The organism is Acidovorax sp. sic0104 (assembly GCF_019219095.1).
Lineage (GTDB): Bacteria > Pseudomonadota > Gammaproteobacteria > Burkholderiales > Burkholderiaceae_C > Acidovorax.
Genome location: NZ_JAHUWH010000001.1, coordinates 59,952 through 77,693 on the forward strand (window position 1 = coordinate 59,952; position 17,742 = coordinate 77,693).

The 17,742-nt window shown below is 68.4% G+C and carries 15 protein-coding genes; 8 read left to right on the forward strand and 7 right to left on the reverse strand.

Annotated features, from left to right (window positions below; genetic code table 11):
* Positions 1-62: 62 nt before the first annotated feature.
* From KW835_RS00285 to apbC, 3 genes are all read right to left on the reverse strand, one after another.
* Positions 63-1,739, reverse strand: a complete 1,677-nt coding sequence (locus KW835_RS00285) for an OFA family MFS transporter (RefSeq protein WP_218380296.1) — start codon at positions 1,737-1,739, stop codon at positions 63-65.
* Between the two features lie 307 nt (positions 1,740-2,046).
* Positions 2,047-2,997 (reverse strand): LysR family transcriptional regulator, encoded by a 951-nt coding sequence (locus tag KW835_RS00290; protein WP_218380297.1) that lies wholly within the window; start codon positions 2,995-2,997, stop codon positions 2,047-2,049.
* A gap of 167 nt (positions 2,998-3,164) precedes the next feature.
* Positions 3,165-4,256 (reverse strand): iron-sulfur cluster carrier protein ApbC, encoded by a 1,092-nt coding sequence (gene apbC, locus KW835_RS00295; protein WP_218380298.1) that lies wholly within the window; start codon positions 4,254-4,256, stop codon positions 3,165-3,167.
* Positions 4,257-4,391: 135 nt separating this feature from the next.
* Here apbC and KW835_RS00300 point away from each other — a divergent pair, with 135 nt between their 5' ends.
* Positions 4,392-4,958: a restriction endonuclease gene (locus KW835_RS00300; protein WP_218381008.1), complete on the forward strand. Its 567-nt coding sequence runs from the start codon at positions 4,392-4,394 to the stop codon at positions 4,956-4,958.
* Between the two features lie 128 nt (positions 4,959-5,086).
* Positions 5,087-6,364, forward strand: coding sequence for a patatin-like phospholipase family protein (locus KW835_RS00305; protein ID WP_255593159.1), 1,278 nt, complete (start codon positions 5,087-5,089; stop codon positions 6,362-6,364).
* A 140-nt stretch (positions 6,365-6,504) separates the two neighbouring features.
* On the opposite strand, the gene KW835_RS00310 is transcribed toward KW835_RS00305, so the two are convergent.
* Positions 6,505-7,674: an SMP-30/gluconolactonase/LRE family protein gene (locus KW835_RS00310; RefSeq protein ID WP_255593160.1), complete on the reverse strand. Its 1,170-nt coding sequence runs from the start codon at positions 7,672-7,674 to the stop codon at positions 6,505-6,507.
* A gap of 127 nt (positions 7,675-7,801) precedes the next feature.
* Here KW835_RS00310 and metG point away from each other — a divergent pair, with 127 nt between their 5' ends.
* On the forward strand, positions 7,802-9,895 hold the full coding sequence (gene metG, locus KW835_RS00315; RefSeq protein WP_218380299.1) for a methionine--tRNA ligase: 2,094 nt from the start codon (positions 7,802-7,804) through the stop codon (positions 9,893-9,895).
* A gap of 73 nt (positions 9,896-9,968) precedes the next feature.
* On the opposite strand, the gene KW835_RS00320 is transcribed toward metG, so the two are convergent.
* The 3 genes from KW835_RS00320 to KW835_RS00330 form a co-directional block, all read right to left on the reverse strand.
* On the reverse strand, positions 9,969-12,293 hold the full coding sequence (locus KW835_RS00320) for an FG-GAP repeat protein (protein WP_218380300.1): 2,325 nt from the start codon (positions 12,291-12,293) through the stop codon (positions 9,969-9,971).
* 206 nt (positions 12,294-12,499) lie between these two features.
* The gene (locus KW835_RS00325; RefSeq protein WP_218380301.1) at positions 12,500-13,165 is read right to left on the reverse strand and encodes a YitT family protein; all 666 of its coding nucleotides are present in this window, start codon (positions 13,163-13,165) and stop codon (positions 12,500-12,502) included.
* A gap of 109 nt (positions 13,166-13,274) precedes the next feature.
* Complete coding sequence (locus KW835_RS00330) at positions 13,275-13,787, reverse strand: outer membrane protein assembly factor BamE (protein ID WP_218380302.1); 513 nt, start codon at positions 13,785-13,787, stop codon at positions 13,275-13,277.
* 93 nt (positions 13,788-13,880) lie between these two features.
* Here KW835_RS00330 and KW835_RS00335 point away from each other — a divergent pair, with 93 nt between their 5' ends.
* The 5 genes from KW835_RS00335 (at position 13,881) to KW835_RS00355 (ending at position 17,739) form a co-directional block, all read left to right on the forward strand.
* On the forward strand, positions 13,881-14,087 hold the full coding sequence (locus tag KW835_RS00335) for a DUF3460 family protein (RefSeq protein ID WP_218380303.1): 207 nt from the start codon (positions 13,881-13,883) through the stop codon (positions 14,085-14,087).
* A gap of 86 nt (positions 14,088-14,173) precedes the next feature.
* A complete protein-coding gene (locus KW835_RS00340) occupies positions 14,174-15,016 on the forward strand; it encodes a ScpA family protein (protein ID WP_218380304.1) in 843 nt (280 codons plus the stop codon).
* Between the two features lie 71 nt (positions 15,017-15,087).
* On the forward strand, positions 15,088-16,698 hold the full coding sequence (gene nadB, locus KW835_RS00345) for an L-aspartate oxidase (RefSeq protein WP_218380305.1): 1,611 nt from the start codon (positions 15,088-15,090) through the stop codon (positions 16,696-16,698).
* The gene (gene queE / locus KW835_RS00350; protein WP_218380306.1) at positions 16,695-17,330 is read left to right on the forward strand and encodes a 7-carboxy-7-deazaguanine synthase; all 636 of its coding nucleotides are present in this window, start codon (positions 16,695-16,697) and stop codon (positions 17,328-17,330) included. Before nadB ends, queE begins: the two co-directional genes overlap by 4 nt.
* Positions 17,331-17,364: 34 nt before the next feature.
* Complete coding sequence (locus KW835_RS00355) at positions 17,365-17,739, forward strand: 6-carboxytetrahydropterin synthase (RefSeq protein ID WP_218380307.1); 375 nt, start codon at positions 17,365-17,367, stop codon at positions 17,737-17,739.
* Positions 17,740-17,742: the final 3 nt, after the last annotated feature.

Consider the following 17,742-nt stretch of genomic DNA (forward strand, 5'->3'; position numbering starts at 1 on the left):
GCACAGGGCGGCTGCGGCCCCGTGCATCAGCGAAGGCGCCATACCGGCGGCCTGCGCCTTCTTCACTGGAAGAACTTGGCGGCGCTCACCAGCGTCTTGTAGATGCCCCAGGCGAGCGGCACACCCACTGCCAGCCAGGCGAAGGCCACCAGCGCCGGGCTGGTCGTGCCACCGCTGCCCGGGCCGCCGCCCACTTCGGCCGCCACGCTCTTCTCGTGGGCCAGCTTCTTCTCGTGCGCCAGTTCCTCGTCGCTCATGAACCACTTGTCAGCCAGCGGACGCACCATCAGGTTGGCAATCAGGCCGATGACCAACATGCCCACCAGGATGTACATGGTCTGGTTGTACACCTGTTCGCGCGGCAGGCCCAGGCCCAGTTGGTACTCGCGCATGTAGTTGACCACCACGGGGCCGAGGATGCCGGCCGTGGCCCAGGCGGTCAGCAGGCGGCCGTGGATGGCGCCCACGAACTGCGTGCCGAACAGGTCGGCCAGGTAGGCCGGCACCGTGGCGAAGCCGCCGCCGTACATCGACAGGATCACGCAGAAGGCACCCACGAACAGGAGCTTGCTGCCCGCGCCCGCAGAGCTGGGGATGCTGGCGTACATCAGGCCGCCGAGCACGAAGAAGATCACATAGGTCATCTTGCGGCCGAACTTGTCGGACAGGCTGGCCCAGAAGAAGCGGCCGCCGATGTTGAACAGCGACAGCAGCGCAGTGAAGCCGCCCGCCACCGCCGCAATGGCGGCGAGCTGGGCCTTGTCGAGTTCGCCGAACTTCTGCTGCACACCGATCAGGCCGCCGCCGAAGACTTCCTGCAGCATGGGCGAGGCCATGCCGATCACGCCGATGCCGGCGCTCACGTTCATGCACAGCACGACCCAGATGAGCCAGAACTGAGGAATGCCCCAGACGCGCTTCACGTGCACGTGGCGCTGGGTGATCATGGCGTTGGCCGAGGGGGGCGGTGGGGTCCAGCCGGCGGGCTTCCAGCCCGTGGGCGGCACGCGGTAGCCCAAGGCACCGGCCATCATGAACACGAAGTACACCAGCGCCATGACCACGAAGGTCTGCATCACGCCCACGTCGGTGGGGCTGGAGAAGTGCTTCATCAGGTCCACGGCCAGGGGCGAGCCGATCATTGCGCCCCCGCCAAAGCCCATGATGGCCATGCCGGTGGCCATGCCGCGCCGGTCGGGGAACCACTTGATCAGGGTGGACACGGGGGAGATGTAGCCAAGCCCCAGCCCGATGCCCCCGATCACGCCCGAGCCCAGGATCATGAGCCAGAACTGGTGCAGGTGGATGCCCAGCGCCGACAGCAGCATGCCGCCGCACCAGCACACGGCCGAGACCACGCCGGCCTTGCGCGGGCCGGCACGTTCCAGCCATCCGCCCCAGATCGCGGCAGAGCAGCCCAGGAAGACGAAGAACAGGGTGTACATCCACCCCAGCGTGGCCACGCGCCAGTCGCAGCCCGATGCGAACAGCTCGGCGAAGAAGCTCATGTCCTTGGCACAGGCCGCGCCCGTGCCGGCCGTGGAGAGGGCCTTGGACAGCGGCAGCCAGAACACCGAGAAGCCATAGGCCATGCCGATGCACAGGTGGATCGCAAGCGCTGCCGGCGGCACCAGCCACCGGTTGAAGCCGGGCGCGGCGATGATGCGTTCCTTGTCCAGGAAGCCGGGAGACGCGTGGGCCCCGGGCAAGGCGGCCGTGCCCGCTGTGGATGCGTTCATAGGTTCTCTCTCCTGTGATGTCGTGCAGGCGCTGCAGGGCGTGCACCAGTTTTTCTTGACGCAAGTCAATTGCGCGGGGCGGAGTGTCCGGACAGGAGCGCCCTAGCGTCAAATTGAATCGACACATGCTGCGATTCAACAATTGAATGACGCGAATGGAAATTGATTGCAGATGGCTTGCAATCAGCCAAAGTCAGTCACGCTAAAGCCGACGAAACTGGCGCGGTGCCAAGCCAGTGCACCCGTGGAACTGGCTTTGCCAGGCCACGGGGTGCGTCCCCCCTTGGGGGAAGGCGCCGAAGGCGACTCAGGGGGAGTCCCTCAGCTCGCCGCAGTGCTGGGCCACATGGTCCCGCCAGGCGGGCTGGTCCAGCAGTTCGAGCGCGGCTTCGAGCGCCCGGGACACGCGGGGCCCGCGCTGGGTCATGAAGCCGATGGGCGTGCGCACATCGGGCGCCACCAGGGGCAGGGCCTCCAGACCGCGTTCACTGCGCGCGGCGGCCACCATGGCGCCCGGCAGCACGCTGCACACCTCGCCCGACAGCACGGACAGCACCAGGGTCAGCACCGAGTTGGTCTCGATGGCGGGCGGCACGGGTTCGCCCGCCTCGCGGAACGCCTCGTCGATGATGAAGCGGTTGTGCATGTCGGGGGTGAGCAGGCACAGCGGCAGCCGCGCCGCGTCCTTCCAGCGCATGGGCGCGCCGATGCGCAGGCGGTCCGGGCCGGGCGTGCGGGCACGGCGCAGCAGGTAGTAGTGTTCGTTGCACTGCGGCCACGAGCGCAGGTTCACGCGCTTGGCCTGCATGCGCTCGCTGTAGCCCACGGCCAGGTCCAGCGACAGGTCTTCGAGCCGCTGTTCGAGCTCCTGCGAACTCATCGACAGCACCACGGGCAGGATGCCCGGGTGCCGCGCCTGCAGCATGGCCGCAAAGCGCGAGAGGATGGGCACCGCCGTGGGCGTGGACGCCATGCGCAGGCGGCCCTGCGGCGCGGCCTCCGTGCTGCGCAGCTCCTGGCGCAGCACCTCGTTGTCGCGCAGCATGCGCTGCGCCGTGGCCAGCACGGCCTCGCCCTCGTGGGTCAGGCCCGAATAACTGCGCGCGCGCTGCACGATGACGACCCCGAACTCCTCCTCCAGCGCGCGCAGCGCGTTCGACAGCGCCGGCTGCGTGATGTGGCAGGCCTGCGCCGCCCGGCCGAAGTGCCGGTGCTCGTGCAGGGCAACCAGGTAGCGCAGGGAGGCGAGCAGGTTCATGCGGTCATGCTCCGCCTTTGCACAAAGCGCGGCGGCAGACCACGCGCCGGGCAAGTTGTGCAAGCACCGCTTGCACCAAGGTCCTGCTCATGGATCATTCCGCCCTTTTTGGCCTCCAGCGCTTCACCGGCAAGCGCCAGCAGCTACCATATTAATAGCAAAATCCGTCAGGTGTTCTTGCTGACCGAGATCGTCGGGAACTTGTTCGAGAAGTCCTTGGCTTGCTGGGCGATCTTCACCGCCACGTCGCGGGCCACCTTCTTGTAGATCTGGGCCACGTCTCCGTCGGGGTCGGCCACCACCGTGGGCTTGCCGCTGTCTGCCTGCAGGCGGATGCTCATGTCCAGCGGCAGCGCGCCCAGGTAATCCATGCCGTACTCGGCCGCCATCTTCTTGCCGCCGTCGGCGCCGAAGATGTGCTCCACATGGCCGCAGTGGCTGCACACGTGGGCGGCCATGTTCTCGACGATGCCCAGGATGGGCACGCCCACCTTCTCGAACATCTTGATGCCCTTCTTGGCGTCGAGCAGGGCGATGTCCTGCGGCGTGGTGACGATCACCGCACCCGTCATGGGCACGCGCTGCGACAGCGTGAGCTGGATGTCGCCGGTGCCGGGCGGCATGTCGATGATGAGGTAGTCGAGGTCTTTCCAGTTGGTCTGGCGCAGCAGCTGCTCCAGTGCCTGCGTGGCCATGGGGCCGCGCCAGATCATGGCGTCGTCCTGGTCCACCAGGAAGCCGATGGACATGACCTGCACGCCGTAGTTCTCCAGCGGCTCCATGGTCTTGCCGTCCTCGCTTTCGGGGCGGCGGTTGATGCCCAGCATCATGGGCTGGCTGGGGCCGTAGATGTCGGCATCGAGCACGCCCACGCTCGCGCCCTCGGCGGCCAGCGCCAGGGCCAGGTTGGCGGCCGTGGTGCTCTTGCCCACGCCGCCCTTGCCCGAAGCCACCGCGATGATGTTCTTGACCTGGGGCAGGAGCTGCACGCCGCGCTGCACGGCATGGGCGATGACCTTGGTGGTGATGTTGACCGAGACGTTGTCGACACCGGCCACGCCCTTGGCGGCGGCCACCAGGCTGCGGCGCAGCTCCGGCACCAGGCTCTTGGCGGGGTAGCCCAGCTCCACGTCGAAAGCGACGTCGCCACCGGTGATCTGCACGTTGCGCACGGCGCGGGTGCTGACGAAGTCCTTGCCCGTGTGGGGGTCCAGAACGCTGGAAAGAGCGGCCATGAGGCCCTGTTCGGTGACTGCCATTCAATTAACTCCTGTGGGCGGGTAGTCTATTCCGAAGGGGCCGGCCCCTGCGGCTGAAGGACAATGCGCGCCTGCCGCGCCCCGGCGCACCGAACCCACCGAGAAGAGAGAGAAGGTTTCCCCGTGAAATTCAAGATGGCCGAAAAGTCCCTGTTTGCCATGCTGCTGCGCTCGCCCTGGTGGGTCAGCTTCCTGGTGGTCGGCCTCATCGTGCTGGCAGCCGGCGCCCTGCTGCCCAAGGAATACTTCGTTGTCGGCGCGCTGGCCGGCTTCCCCATCTTCGTGGTGGGCTGCATCGCTGCCTGGAAGCAGTTGCGCGCGCCCAACCCGGCCCGGGTCGCCGAAATGCTCGACGCCGTGGCCACCATGCCGTGGCGCACCTTTGCCGACACCCTGGCGGCCGCCTGGACGCGCGAGGGCTACGCGGTGGAGCGCCTGCCCGGCAATGGCGCCGCCGACCTCAGCCTGGCCCAGGGCGGGCGGACCACCCTGGTCTGCGCCCGCCGCTGGAAGGCCGCCACCCACGGCGTGGAGCCGCTGCGCGAGCTGCACACCGCCATGCAGGCCTGGGAGTCGCAAGGCGGCGTCTACGTGGCCACGCATGGGCAACTGAGCGACAACGCCCGCATCTTCGCGCGCGACCATGGCATCGTGGTGCTGCAGGGCGACGCCGTGGCGGTGCTGCTGCTCAAGCAGCGCTGACCCCCGCGCGCACGCCGCCTCTGCCCGCGTGTGGTGCCGTGGCCCCAGGCGCCCTCCATGCGGGTTTACCCAGATGAAGCGGCTGATCGGGCACCCCACACTTGGCGCACCACCCTGCCCCATTGACGATGCCGCCGACCCATCCCCCTACAGCGCCCGAAAGCCCCTCACCCGCCTCCCACCCGCCCGTGCGCCCCACCGGCCTGCTGCTGACCGGCGGCGGCGCCCGCGCTGCCTACCAGGTGGGTGTGCTCGAAGCCATCGCGGACCTGCGCAACGCCTGCGGCGCGGGCGACGAGCCCAACCCCTTTCCCATCATCACCGGCACTTCGGCCGGCGCCATCAACGCCGCCGCACTGGCCTGCGGGGCTGACCATTTCGACCGGGCCGTGCGCCGCATCGCCCGGGTGTGGCGCCAGTTCCACGCGGGCCAGGTGTACGGCGCAGATTCGCTGTCGGTGATGCGCAGCGGGGCGCGCTGGCTCACGCTGCTGTCCATGGGCTGGGCGCTGGCGCGCTGGCGGCGCATGCGGCCGCGCTCGCTGCTGGACAACTCGCCGCTGGAAAAACTGCTGGTCAAGATGGTGCCGCTGGTGCGCCTGCCCCGGCTCATCCGCAAGGGCCACCTCACGGCGCTGGCGGTGACGGCATCGAGCTACAGCTCGGGCGAGCACGTGACCTTCTTCGAGTCCAACGCGCCAGTGCAACCGTGGGTGCGCTCGCAGCGCAAGGCGGCGCGCGACCGCATCACGCACGAGCACCTGCTCGCGTCCTCGGCCATCCCGTTCATCTTTCCGGCCAAGGGAATCACCATCGACGACCACACCGAGTACTTCGGCGACGGCTCCATGCGGCAGTCGGCACCGATCGCGCCGGCCATCCACCTGGGGGCCGAGCGCATCCTGGTGATCGGCGCGGGCCGCATGCACGAGCCCAAGGGCGATACCGCCGCCAACCCCACGGCCAACTACCCCTCGCTCGCGCAGATCGCGGGGCATGCGCTGTCCAACATCTTCCTCGATGCGCTGGCCGTGGACGTGGAGCGCGTGCAGCGCGTCAACCAGACGCTGTCGCTCATCCCCGAGGAAGTGCGCACGAAAAGCGCCTTGCGCCCCATCGAGCTGCTGGTCATCGCGCCGTCGCAGCGGCTCGATGCCGTGGCCGCGCGCCACGTGGGCGACCTGCCCGGCCCGGTGCGCACCATGCTGGCAGCCCTGGGTGTCACATCCAACATGGCCGACGTGCGCGGCGCGGCGCTGGCCAGCTACCTGCTCTTCGAAGCCAGCTACACACAGGAGCTGATGGCACTGGGCCGGGCCGACACGCTGGCCATGCGCGCCGAGGTGTGCCGGTTCTTCGGCTGGACGGACACCGGCGCCGAAGTGCAGACAAAGCACCATGCCTGACACCCCACTGCCTTCAAGAAAAGACAAGACCGTTCACGCCGGGCTTGTCGAAGCGCCGCGCGAGGCTTCGATTGGCTCAGCCCGAACGGTTGGGGGTGTTGGATGATCGAACGAGAGCCCGCACGAGGCGCGGTCGCACGCTACTTCTGCTGCAGCACGTCCTTGGGCAGCCAGCCCAGCCCGTGTGCGTGCAGGCTTTGCACATACAGCCGGTCGGCCGTCTCGGTGATGGCCGTGGTCTCGGGGTAGGCGCCCGACGGGTCCTGCAGGTCGGCCACGACCTTGCCGTCGTCGTTGAACGCGATCACGTGGCCGTAGGGCTGGGGAATGGGCCAGAGCGCGCGCGGCAGGCGCAGGGTCAGGCTGCGCAGCCAGGGCTTGCCGGCCATGTTGTCGATGGCGGCGCCGCGCGGCTTGGCAAAGCCCAGCCAGATGCGGCCGTCCATGCCGCGCATCAGGTTGTCGGGGTAGCCGGGCAGGTTGTCCAGCAGCACGCGGGCCTGGGCTGCCGGCTGGCTGCCGACGGGGGCCTTGACCTTGACGTCGGCCTCGCTGATGTCCAGCTCGTTCGCGTCCACCGCGATCTTCCACACCCGGTACTTGCCGGTCTCGTTCACGAACAGGCTTTTTTCGTCCTGGCTCAGCGCCACGCCGTTGGCAAAGCTGATGCCCCGGGCCACCACGCGCGTGCTGCGGGTGGCGGGGTCGTATTCGAGCACGCGGCCGGTGCTGGCCTGCTCCAGGATGTCGAGCACGCTGGCCTCGAAGGTGCCGCCCCATTCCTTGGGCGCGAAGCGGGTGGAGGCGTCGCTCAGGTACATCTTTCCGGTTTTGGCCACCACCACGCCGTCGGCGTAGCGGATGGGGTCATTGCCGACCTTGTCGGCCAGCACGGTGACCTTGCCGTCGGGCGCGATCGACAACAGCCCCTTGACCGCGTCGGCCGCAATCAGGTTTCCCGCTGCGTCGAAGTCAAAACCCAGCACCCGCCCGCCGGTGTTGGCAAACACCTCCTGGCCCGATCCGTCGGGGTTCATGCGCAGGATGTTGCCGCTCAGTACCGTGGTGTAGAGCTTGCCGTCCTTGCCCAGCGCGATGTGCTCGGGGCCGACTTCGCCCTTGAGGTCGATCATCCGCAGCCCCGCCAGGCGCTGGTTGGGCGCGTGGACGCCCTGGTAGCCCGGCGCGGCCGGGGCCGTCCACGCCACCGGCCGGATGGGCACGGGCCACCATGCCAGATAGGCCGCCGCTGCCAGCGCCACGGCGCCCACGCTCCACCCCAGACGCTTCAACAGCTTTCCCTTTGCCATGGCCTGCCCTTGTCGTTGTGAGTGCCCGGCATTGTGGGCCCTGGCGACCGGGAACTGGCGGCAGGCGCCGCAGCACGCACCGGGCAGCGCCTAAAATCACGGGTTCCGCCCGAGAAAGCCGCTTTTCATGACGTCATCCGCCCGCAAGATCTTCGCCACCACCGCCCTGCCGTATGCCAACGGCAACTTCCACATCGGCCACATCATGGAATACATCCAGGCCGACACCTGGGTGCGTGCGCAGCGGATGCAGGGCAACGCGGTCAACTTCGTGGGTGCGGACGACGCCCACGGCGCCCCTATCATGATCGCGGCCGAAAAAGCCGGCAAGACGCCCCAGCAGTTCGTGGCCGACATCGCCGCCGGCCGCAAGCAGTACCTCGATGGCTTTCACATCGCCTTCGACAACTGGAGCAACACCGACAGCCCCGCCAACCACGCGCTATCGAAGCAGATCTACCTGGACCTCAAGAAGGCCGGGTTCATCGAGACCCGCACCATCGAGCAGTTCTTCGACCCGGAGAAGAACATGTTCCTGCCCGACCGCTTCATCAAGGGCGAATGCCCACGCTGCCACGCCAAGGACCAGTACGGCGACAACTGCGAGGTGTGCAGCTCCGTCTACGCGCCCACCGACCTGATCAACCCGTTCTCGGCCCTGTCGGGCGCCAAGCCCGTGCTCAAGACGTCGGAGCACTTCTTCTTCAAGCTGTCCGACCCGCGCGCCGTGGAGTTCCTGACCACCTGGACGCAGGACGGCGTGCACGTGCAGCCCGAGGTGGCCGCCAAGATCAAGGAATGGTTCGGCGTGCGCACCAACCCCGACGGCACGACCAGCGAGGGCCTGGACGACTGGGACATCTCGCGCGACGCGCCCTACTTCGGCATCGAGATCCCCGACGCGCCGGGCAAGTACTTCTACGTGTGGCTGGACGCCCCGGTGGGCTACCTGGCGTCGCTGAAAGAACTGCTGGAGCGGCGCGGCGAGGACTTCGACGCCTACGTGGCCGACCCGGCCGTCGAGCAGTACCACTTCATCGGTAAGGACATCATCACCTTCCACACACTGTTCTGGCCCGCCATGCTGAAGTTCAGCGGCCGCAAGACGCCGACCAAGATCTGCGTGCACGGTTTCATGACCGTGAACAACGGCGAGAAGATGAGCAAGAGCCGCGGCACGGGCCTGGACCCGCTCAAGTACCTGGCGCTCAAGATGAACCCCGAGTGGCTGCGCTACTACCTGGGCGCCAAGCTCAACGGCCGCAATGAAGACATCGACTTCAACCCCGATGACTTCATGGCCCGCGTGAACTCGGACCTCATCGGCAAGTACGTGAACATCGCCTCGCGCGCGGCGGGCTTCATCGCCAAGCGCTTTGGCGGCCAGCTGGGCGCGATCAGCGAAGACGGCCAGGCCCTGCTGGCCCAGCTGCGCGATGCGCAGCACGGCATGGTGGCCGCCTACGAAGCCCGCGACACGGCCCGCGCCGCGCGCGAGATCATGCAGCTGTGCGACCGCGTGAACAGCTATGTGGACGCCAACAAGCCCTGGGAGCTGGCCAAGAAGGACGGCATGGACGCGCGCCTGCAGGACGTGTGCACCACCTGCATCGAAGCCTTCCGCCTGCTGACCGTCTACTTGAAGCCCATGCTGCCGGCCGTGGCCGCCCAGGTGGAAGCCTTCCTGAACGTGCAGCCGCTGCAGTTTGCCGACGCCGCGCAACTGCTGGGCGCGGGCCACGGCATCGGCCAGTACCAGCACCTGATGCAGCGCGTGGCGCCCGAGCAATTGGAAGCGCTTTTTGAGGCGCCAACGCCCGCTGCGCCTGCGCAAGCTGCTACTGAAACCGTAGCACCCCCCGGCGGCGAGGAACTGGCGCCCACCATCGGCATCGACGACTTCACCAAGATCGACCTGCGCATCGCGCTGATCGTGAACTGCGAGCCCGTGGAGGGATCGACCAAGCTGCTGCGCCTGACGCTGGATGTGGGTGAAGGAAAGACCCGCAACGTGTTCAGCGGCATCGCCAGCGCCTACCAGCCCGCCGACCTGATCGGCAAGCACACCGTGATGGTGGCCAACCTGGCACCGCGCAAGATGAAGTTCGGCGTCTCGGAAGGCATGGTGCTGGCCGCCAGCCACGGCGACGAGAAGGCGAACCCCGGCATCTACGTGCTCAACCCCTGGCCTGGCGCCACGCCGGGCATGCGGGTTCGGTAAACGAGGCAAGGCTGATCACACGCGCTGCAGGGGGGCCTGGCGCCCGCCCGCAGCGCCTCCCGGCCAGCCCCATTCAATACAGGTACACCGCGCCCGCGTTGCTGCGGCTCTCGTCGTTCTGGCTGCCGCCGACGCCGGTGGAGCCACCGTCTTCGGTAGAGGCGCCCACCGCCAGCGTGTTGCCGTCCGCAGAGATGGCCACCCTGCCGCCGAAACGGTCGCCGGCGCCGGTGTTGGGGGCCTTGAGGTAGGCCTGCTGCACCCACGTGCCCCCGCTGCGGCGGAACACGAGCACGGCGCCCGCGTCGGCAGCGGTGGCGTCCGCCTGGTTGCCCAGGAAGCCCCGCGCATTGCTGTCATCCCGGTACGAGGGCACGACCAGCGTGTTGCCGTCGCTGGACATGGCCAGGTTGTTGCCGAAGCGATGGGGTGAGCGGGTGTTGGAGGCCTTCAGGTAGGCCTGGGGCTGCCAGGAGCCCCCGGCGCGGATGAACACGAACACCGCCCCCGAATTGGTCGCCAGCGTGTTCCTGGCGGGCGGCACCACGAAGACCCCGGTGTGGTTGCCGCTGTCCCCGTCCATGCCCACGGCTAGCGTGTTGCCGTCGCCCGACAGCTGCACCGCCACGCCGAAGCGGTCCTGCGCCATCGGCTGGGGAGCCTTCAGGTACGCCTGCTGCGACCAGGCCCCCCCGCTGCGCTGGAACACATAGGCGGCACCGGCGTCGGCCAGCGTGTCGTCCGCGGGGTCGCTGCCCGAGGCACTGCGCTCAAAGAACGCGCCGACCGCCAGGGTGTCGCCGGCCCTGGAAAGGCTGAGGTAGATCCCGAAGAAGTCGCCCAGCCCGGCGTTGGAGGCCTTGAGGTAGCCCTGCTGCGCCCAACGGGTGCCGGAGCGGACAAAGACATAGGCCGCCCCCGACCCCGAATACGCTGGGTTGCCTTTGGCGCCAGTCAAGTCGCCATCCTCGTAGTAGGCGGCCACGGCCAGGGTATTGCCATCGCTGGAGAGCGCGACGGAAGACCCGAACAGATCGTCGGCGTCCCCATTGTTCGCCTTGACGAAGGCCTGCAGCGACCAGGCGGCGCCTGCGCGGGAATACACGTAGACAGCGCCCGAGTTGCTGGCCAGGTTGTTGGTGGCTGGCATCGTGGAGAACGTGCCCCTGTGGTCGCCACTTTCGCCGTCCGCGCCGATGGCCAGCGTGTTGCCGTCGGCCGACAGGGCCAGGGCGTTGCCGAAGTAGTCGTTGGCATCTCCGTTGGGCGCCGCGATGCGTGCCTGCTGAGCCCAGAGGGCGCCGGTCTTCCTGAACACGTACACGGCCCCGGTGTTGCCCCCTTCGCCATACGCTCCCACGGCCAGCGTCAGGCCGTCGCCGGAGACAGCCAGGCGGTTTCCGAACCGGGCTTCGGCCGTGGTGGCCGACGCCTTGAAGTAGCCGATGGCCTGCACCATGTCCGCCGCCACGAAAGGCGAAGGAGCGCTGCAGCCGCCCGCATTGCAGGCCCGCACCACGTAGGTGGCGTTCAGCCGCTGGTGCAGCAGCACCGGCACGGCATAGGTGAGGCCCGGGGAAGCCGCTGACCCGATGGCGGCGGACGCCAGCGGGCCCGTTCCATCGGGGTCCTCGTACACCGTGTAGCTGGTAGCGCCCGGTGCGGGGGTCCAGGAGAAGAGCAGCGACTTCGGCCCGTAGGCAATGCTCAGGCCGCCGGGCGCGGCCGGAGGGGCCGGGGGCGGAGCCGGCGGCTCGGAGACAGTTCGGCACAGCACCTGCACCTGGGTCACTGGCGCCACCGCCACCCCGGTGCCAGCCTCCACCGTGCACAACTGCTCGGCGGGCTGTTCGCGCACGGTCACGGCATACGCGCTGCCATGGGCCAGCGGCGCCGAAAAGCGGAACCCTCCATTCACTCGCACCTGCAGATCCGCCGCGCCGTTGAGCCGCAGGGTCACCACGCCGATCAGGCCGGAGACCGTTCCGCCAATGGCGTGGCTGGCGGTGCCGCAGGCCACGAGGACATTGGTGACCGGCCCTGCCACCACACCCGAGCCGTTCTCTACCACGCAGGTCTGCCCCTGCGGCTGCGTGCGCACAACGATCTGGTACGCCTCGCCATGCGCCAAGGTCAGCGCATAGCTGCCGCTGGCCGTCACTGTGAGCGCAGCGCCCGCACCGTTGGCCAGCACGAGCGTGCCGGCAAGCCCCGTCACGGTGCCGCCGACCGGGTGCTGCGCCCCGGAGGGTGGGGGTGGAGGCGCGGCAGGGCCTTCGTCCCCACCACCGCCCCCGCAGGCCGCCAGCGCGCCCGCTGCCATGGCCAGCAAGAAGGTGGCCGCCCTGGCAAGGCGGGCCCGCAGCGCCCCGCTGCGGGCAGAAAGAGTTCGGTACATCGGTGGTTCTCCAGGCACGGGGACGGGGCGCGCTGTCCCCACGCCCGGCGCGCAGGCCGGGCCGGCTTCGCTGGGCTGGGAGAGAGTGCACGCGGGGTATCGGGCACTCTAGGGTGGGAGGGTGGAGAACACATCCCTGCTGAAGCAGGGTTGACAGGCCATCGTGCGCCGGCACCAGCCGCCCTGCGCGGCGCCATGGCTGTCGTTCAATGCCCCACGTACCGCCCCGGCCGGTGGCTGATCCACAGGAAGCCGCTCATCACCAGCACGGCCAGCACCGAGTACGCCACGCGCTCGGGCGGCACCACGAAGAGCGCCAGCAGCACCACCGTGCCATCGATCATCATCTGCACCTTGCCGGCGCGCATGCCGTAGCGGCTTTGCAGGTACAGCGACACCACGGTGGCGCCGCCCAGGCTGGAGCGATGGCGCGCCAGGAACAGGCAGCCCGTGCCCAGCAGCAGCCCGCCCAGCAGCGATGCGAACAGCGGGTTCAGGTAGTCAACGTGCATCACGTGCGGGAACAGCTCGGTCAGCAGTGACAGCAGGCCCACGCAGACAAAGGTCTTGATGGTGAACTCGCGGCCCATGCGCGTCCACGCGAACCAGTAGAACGGCAGGTTGACCGCGAAGAACAGCTTGCCGAACGAAATGCCGGTGACGTAGTGCAGCAAGAAGGCCGCCCCCGCCGTGCCGCCCACCAGCAAACCCGCCTGGTTGAACAGCATGAGCGCCATGGCCACGAACAGCGTGCCGGCGAACAGCGCCTGGGCGTCTTCGAAGGCGCCATGGCGCAGGGATGGCAGGGGCTGCGGGGCGCTGTGCGCAGCGTCGGTGGGCGCTGCAGCGGATTCAGGGGAAACGTCGTTCATGACAACAAGGGCTCAGGGTCAGAGTGGCTGGGGTGGCGGCCGTGGTGCGGCCGCAGCCCGGGCCTGCATCATCCATGCCAGCCGTGCCGCGCAGGCGCAGCCGCCAGGGTCATTTGCCGCCCTTGAACTCGGGCGCATCCAGGTCGGCGCCGGTCTGCGTGCGCAGCACCACGTGGTCCGGCCCGTGGACCACGGTGAACACCTTGGCCTGGTTGGAGCCCTCCAGGTAGCGCCAGTCGACGTGGGTTTCCTTCTTGAGCTCGTAGGGCGTGACCTTGGCGGGTTTGCCCAGCAGGCGGCGCACTGCGTCCATGCGCTGGCCGGGCTGCACCCGCGCGAAGTTTTCGGGCGTGAGCACCTGGCGCAGCGCCGACATGCGGCCGTCGGCACCGATGGTGATCATGTAGTTGACCTGGCCCGCAGGCTGGCGGTTGTACTCGAAGGTGCGGGCGCCGCCGGGCTCGTCCCACACGTTCTCGGGGGCGCCGAAGCGGTCGCGCACGTCGGCTTCGGTCGAAACGCCCTCCTTGAGTTCGCTGATGCGCTGAGGGTCGCACGCCGCGAGCGCCAGCAGGGAAAAAACAGCGGCTGCCACGGTGGCAGCGCGATATATCAGAGGCATAGGTCGGTCCCGGTAAAATCCTGGGCCTTGCGATGCACCGCCGCGTGCCCAAGGCACCGTGCACGCACGCCCAAGAAAGAGGTTAACAGTCCCATGTCCATTTTCCGCCGCCCCGACTACCAGTCCGACGCCACCCAGTTCATCAACCAGCTCAAGACCAGCCAGCCCGCGCTGGACGCGCAGCAGCAGGCCGGCCGCGCCCTGCTGTGGGACAAGCAGGTGGACCGCAAGATCTGGGGCGAGTACCGCGAAGGCCAGGTCGCCCAGAAGCCCTACGTGTACCAGACCAACGCGGACTGACCGGCTTTGGTGCTACCTTCAGGCACAAAAATGGCCTCCAGCGCTTGGCAGGCAAGCGCCAGTAGCTATATTTTCAATAGCAATTCATGACTTCATCGCGCGACGCCGATGCGGCCGGTGACGCGGGCGGTATGCCCGACGTGATCGATCAGGTCGCCCTGGCGCGCCTGTACGGCGAGCCGCTGTTCGCGCTGCCCACCGACCTGTACATCCCCCCCGATGCGCTGGAGGTCTTCCTCGAGGCCTTCGAAGGCCCGCTGGACTTGCTGCTCTACCTGATCAGAAAGCAGAACTTCAACATCCTCGACATCCCCATGGTGGGGGTGACCAAGCAGTACCTGGCGTACGTGGACGAGATCCGCAGCCGCAACCTGGAACTGGCGGCCGAGTACCTGCTGATGGCCGCGATGCTCATCGAGATCAAGTCGCGCATGCTGCTGCCGCCCAAGAAGCAGGAAGGCGGCGAAGAAGCCGAAGATCCACGTGCCGAGCTGGTGCGCCGCCTGCTCGAATACGAGCAGATGAAGATGGCGGCCGCCCGGCTGGGCCAATTGCCGCAGTACGGCCGCGACTTCCTGAAGGCGCAGGTCTACATCGAACAAAGCCTGCAGCCGCGCTTTCCGGACGTGCACGTGGTGGAGCTGCAGGACGCCTGGCGCGACATTCTGAAGCGCGCCAAGCTCGTGCAGCACCACAAGATCACGCGCGAGGAGCTGTCGGTGCGCGAGTACATGAGCATGGTGCTCAAGACCCTGCAGGGCCGCCGCTTCGTCGAGTTCGAGGAACTCTTCGAGCCCGAGAACGGCAGCACCGTGCTGGTCGTGACCTTCATCGCGCTGCTGGAGCTGGCCAAGGAGACGCTGATCGAGATCACGCAGGCCGAAGCGTTCGCACCCATCTACGTGCGCCTCGCGTACACCCCGGCGTAGCGCAGGCCCCACCACCACCGCCTGGCCGGTGGCCGTGGCATTCCCTCTTTACCCCCCCCCATCGCAACGCCATGGCATCCCACGACTTCGACGTCCTCATCGTAGGCAGCGGCCTGGCCGGCCTTTCGGCCGCGCTGCACCTGGCGCCCACGCACCGCGTCGCGGTGATCACCAAGCGCGCGCTGCAGGATGGATCCAGTGGCTGGGCCCAGGGCGGCATTGCCGCCGTGCTGGCCGATGACGACAGCTTTGCCGCGCACATCGAAGACACGCTGGTCGCGGGCGCCGGCCTGTGCGACCTGGCCACCACGCGCTTCGTGGTGGAGAACGCCCCCGCATCGATCGCCTGGCTGCGCGAGCTGGGCGTGCCCTTCACGCTCGAAGGCGACCAGCTGCACCTGACCCGCGAAGGCGGCCACAGCGCCCGGCGCATCGCCCACGTGACCGACGCCACCGGCGCGGCCGTGCAGCGCACGCTGATGGACGTGGTGCGCGCCACGCCGGGCATCACGGTGTTCGAGCACCACACGCTGGTGGACCTGATCACTCCGGCCAAGCTGGGCCTGCCCGGCCACCGGTGCCTGGGCCTGTATGCGCTGGACGATGCCACGGACGAGGTCGTGACCTTCCGCGCGCCCCAGACCATCCTGGCCACGGGCGGCGCAGGCAAGGTGTACCTGTACACCACCAACCCGGACACCGCCACCGGCGACGGCATTGCCGCCGCGTGGCGCGCGGGCTGCCGCGTGGCCAACATGGAGTTCATCCAGTTCCACCCCACGGGGCTGTACCACCCGCACGAGAAGTCCTTCCTCATCAGCGAGGCCGTGCGTGGCGAGGGCGGGCAGCTCAAGCTGCCCGACGGCACCCGGTTCATGCCGGACCATGACCCGCGCGCCGAGCTGGCTCCGCGCGACGTGGTCGCCCGCGCCATCGACTTCGAGATGAAGAAGCACGGCCTGGACTGCGTGCACCTCGACATCTCGCACCAGAGCCCGGCCTTCCTGCAGGAGCACTTTCCCAACATCCTCGCGCATTGCGCGTCGCTGGGCATCGACATCACCAAGGAGCCCATCCCTGTGGTGCCGACCGCGCACTTCACCTGCGGCGGCGTGCTGACCGACCTGGCAGGCCGCACCGACCTGCCGGGCCTCTTTGCCGTGGGCGAGGTGGCCTGCACCGGCCTGCATGGCGCCAACCGGCTGGCCAGCAACTCGCTGCTCGAATGCATGGTGTTCGCGCGCGCAGCGGCACAGGCCATTGCCGCCGCGCCCGCAGTCGAGCTGCCCGCCCTGCCCGCCTGGGACGACAGCCGCGTGACCGATGCCGACGAGTGCGTGGTCATCTCGCACAACTGGGACGAGCTGCGCCGCTTCATGTGGGACTACGTGGGCATCGTGCGCACCAACAAGCGCCTGGAGCGCGCGGCGCACCGCATCGCCACGCTGCAGGCCGAGATCCACGAGTTCTACGCGCACTTTCATGTCACGCGCGACCTGCTGGAGCTGCGCAACCTGGTGCAGGTGGCCGACCTCATCGTGCAGAGCGCGCAGATGCGCCGTGAAAGCCGGGGCCTGCACTTCAGCCGCGACTACCCCGAACTGGCCGCCCCGGCCGCGCCCACCATCCTGGTCCCCCCCGTGGCCAGGCGCACCGCTGGCAAGCCCAGCCTGCAACCATGACCTACAGCGTCAAGGAAATCTTCTACACCCTGCAGGGCGAAGGCGGCCAGGCCGGCACGCCCGCCGTGTTCTGCCGCTTCGCGGGCTGCAACCTCTGGACCGGCCGCGAGCAGGACCGCGCGCAGGCCGTCTGCCAGTTCTGCGACACCGACTTCGTGGGCACCGACGGCACGCTGGGCGGCAAGTTCGATACCGCCGAGCGGCTGGCCGAGACCATCGCCGCGCAGTGGCCTGCGGGCGCGGGCCACCGCCTGGTGGTGCTGACCGGCGGTGAGCCCCTGCTGCAGGTGGACGCCGCCCTCATCGACGCGCTGCATGCGCAGCAGTTCCGCATTGCCGTGGAGAGCAACGGCACGGTGAAGGCGCCCCATGGCATCGACTGGCTGTGCATCAGCCCCAAAGCGGGCGCGCCGTTCGTGCAGCGCAGCGGGCAAGAGCTCAAGCTCGTGTGGCCCCAACCCGGGTTCGACCTGCAGGCCCTGGAGCGTGACACCCAGTTCAGCCACCGCTTTCTACAGCCCATGGATGGCCTGCTGCAGCGCCAGAACACTGCCGCCTGCATCGACGCCTGCATGGCCAACCCTGCATGGCGCCTGAGCCTGCAGACCCACAAGCTCACCGGCATCCGCTGAGCGCGTTCTCGTCCGTTCTGATGTGGTTCACCTGATGTTGTTCACGATCTCCCAGCGCTTTTTCTTCGACGCCGCCCACACCCTGCGCCGCGAGATCGAGGCCGAAGGCAGCCGCCGCGTGCACGGCCATACCTACCACGCCGAGGTCTCGCTCAGCGGCCCGCGCGACCCCGCCACCGGCATGGTGCAGGACCTGGGCCTGCTGCGCCAGGGCCTGGCCGTGGTGCGCGAGCAGCTGGACCACCACATGCTCGACGACGTGCCCGGTCTGGGCACGCCCACGCTGGAGAACCTGTGCCTCTTCATCGCCCACGCACTACCTGCCGACCTGCGCGCCAACGTGAGCCGCGTGCGCGTGTGGCGCGATGCGCTGGGCGACAGCTGCACGCTGGACTTGCCCGCAGCCTGACGC

Excerpts from the sequence above, each read along its gene's own strand:
- KW835_RS00285 (WP_218380296.1), bottom strand. The coding sequence starts at position 1,739 with ATGAACGCATCCACAGCGGGCACGGCCGCCTTGCCCGGGGCCCACGCG.
- KW835_RS00290 (WP_218380297.1), bottom strand. The coding sequence starts at position 2,997 with ATGAACCTGCTCGCCTCCCTGCGCTACCTGGTTGCCCTGCACGAGCAC.
- apbC (WP_218380298.1), bottom strand. The coding sequence starts at position 4,256 with ATGGCAGTCACCGAACAGGGCCTCATGGCCGCTCTTTCCAGCGTTCTG.
- KW835_RS00300 (WP_218381008.1), top strand. The coding sequence starts at position 4,392 with ATGGCCGAAAAGTCCCTGTTTGCCATGCTGCTGCGCTCGCCCTGGTGG.
- KW835_RS00305 (WP_255593159.1), top strand. The coding sequence starts at position 5,087 with ATGCCGCCGACCCATCCCCCTACAGCGCCCGAAAGCCCCTCACCCGCC.
- KW835_RS00310 (WP_255593160.1), bottom strand. The coding sequence starts at position 7,674 with ATGGCAAAGGGAAAGCTGTTGAAGCGTCTGGGGTGGAGCGTGGGCGCC.
- metG (WP_218380299.1), top strand. The coding sequence starts at position 7,802 with ATGACGTCATCCGCCCGCAAGATCTTCGCCACCACCGCCCTGCCGTAT.
- KW835_RS00320 (WP_218380300.1), bottom strand. The coding sequence starts at position 12,293 with ATGTACCGAACTCTTTCTGCCCGCAGCGGGGCGCTGCGGGCCCGCCTT.
- KW835_RS00325 (WP_218380301.1), bottom strand. The coding sequence starts at position 13,165 with ATGAACGACGTTTCCCCTGAATCCGCTGCAGCGCCCACCGACGCTGCG.
- KW835_RS00330 (WP_218380302.1), bottom strand. The coding sequence starts at position 13,787 with ATGCCTCTGATATATCGCGCTGCCACCGTGGCAGCCGCTGTTTTTTCC.
- KW835_RS00335 (WP_218380303.1), top strand. The coding sequence starts at position 13,881 with ATGTCCATTTTCCGCCGCCCCGACTACCAGTCCGACGCCACCCAGTTC.
- KW835_RS00340 (WP_218380304.1), top strand. The coding sequence starts at position 14,174 with ATGACTTCATCGCGCGACGCCGATGCGGCCGGTGACGCGGGCGGTATG.
- nadB (WP_218380305.1), top strand. The coding sequence starts at position 15,088 with ATGGCATCCCACGACTTCGACGTCCTCATCGTAGGCAGCGGCCTGGCC.
- queE (WP_218380306.1), top strand. The coding sequence starts at position 16,695 with ATGACCTACAGCGTCAAGGAAATCTTCTACACCCTGCAGGGCGAAGGC.
- KW835_RS00355 (WP_218380307.1), top strand. The coding sequence starts at position 17,365 with ATGTTGTTCACGATCTCCCAGCGCTTTTTCTTCGACGCCGCCCACACC.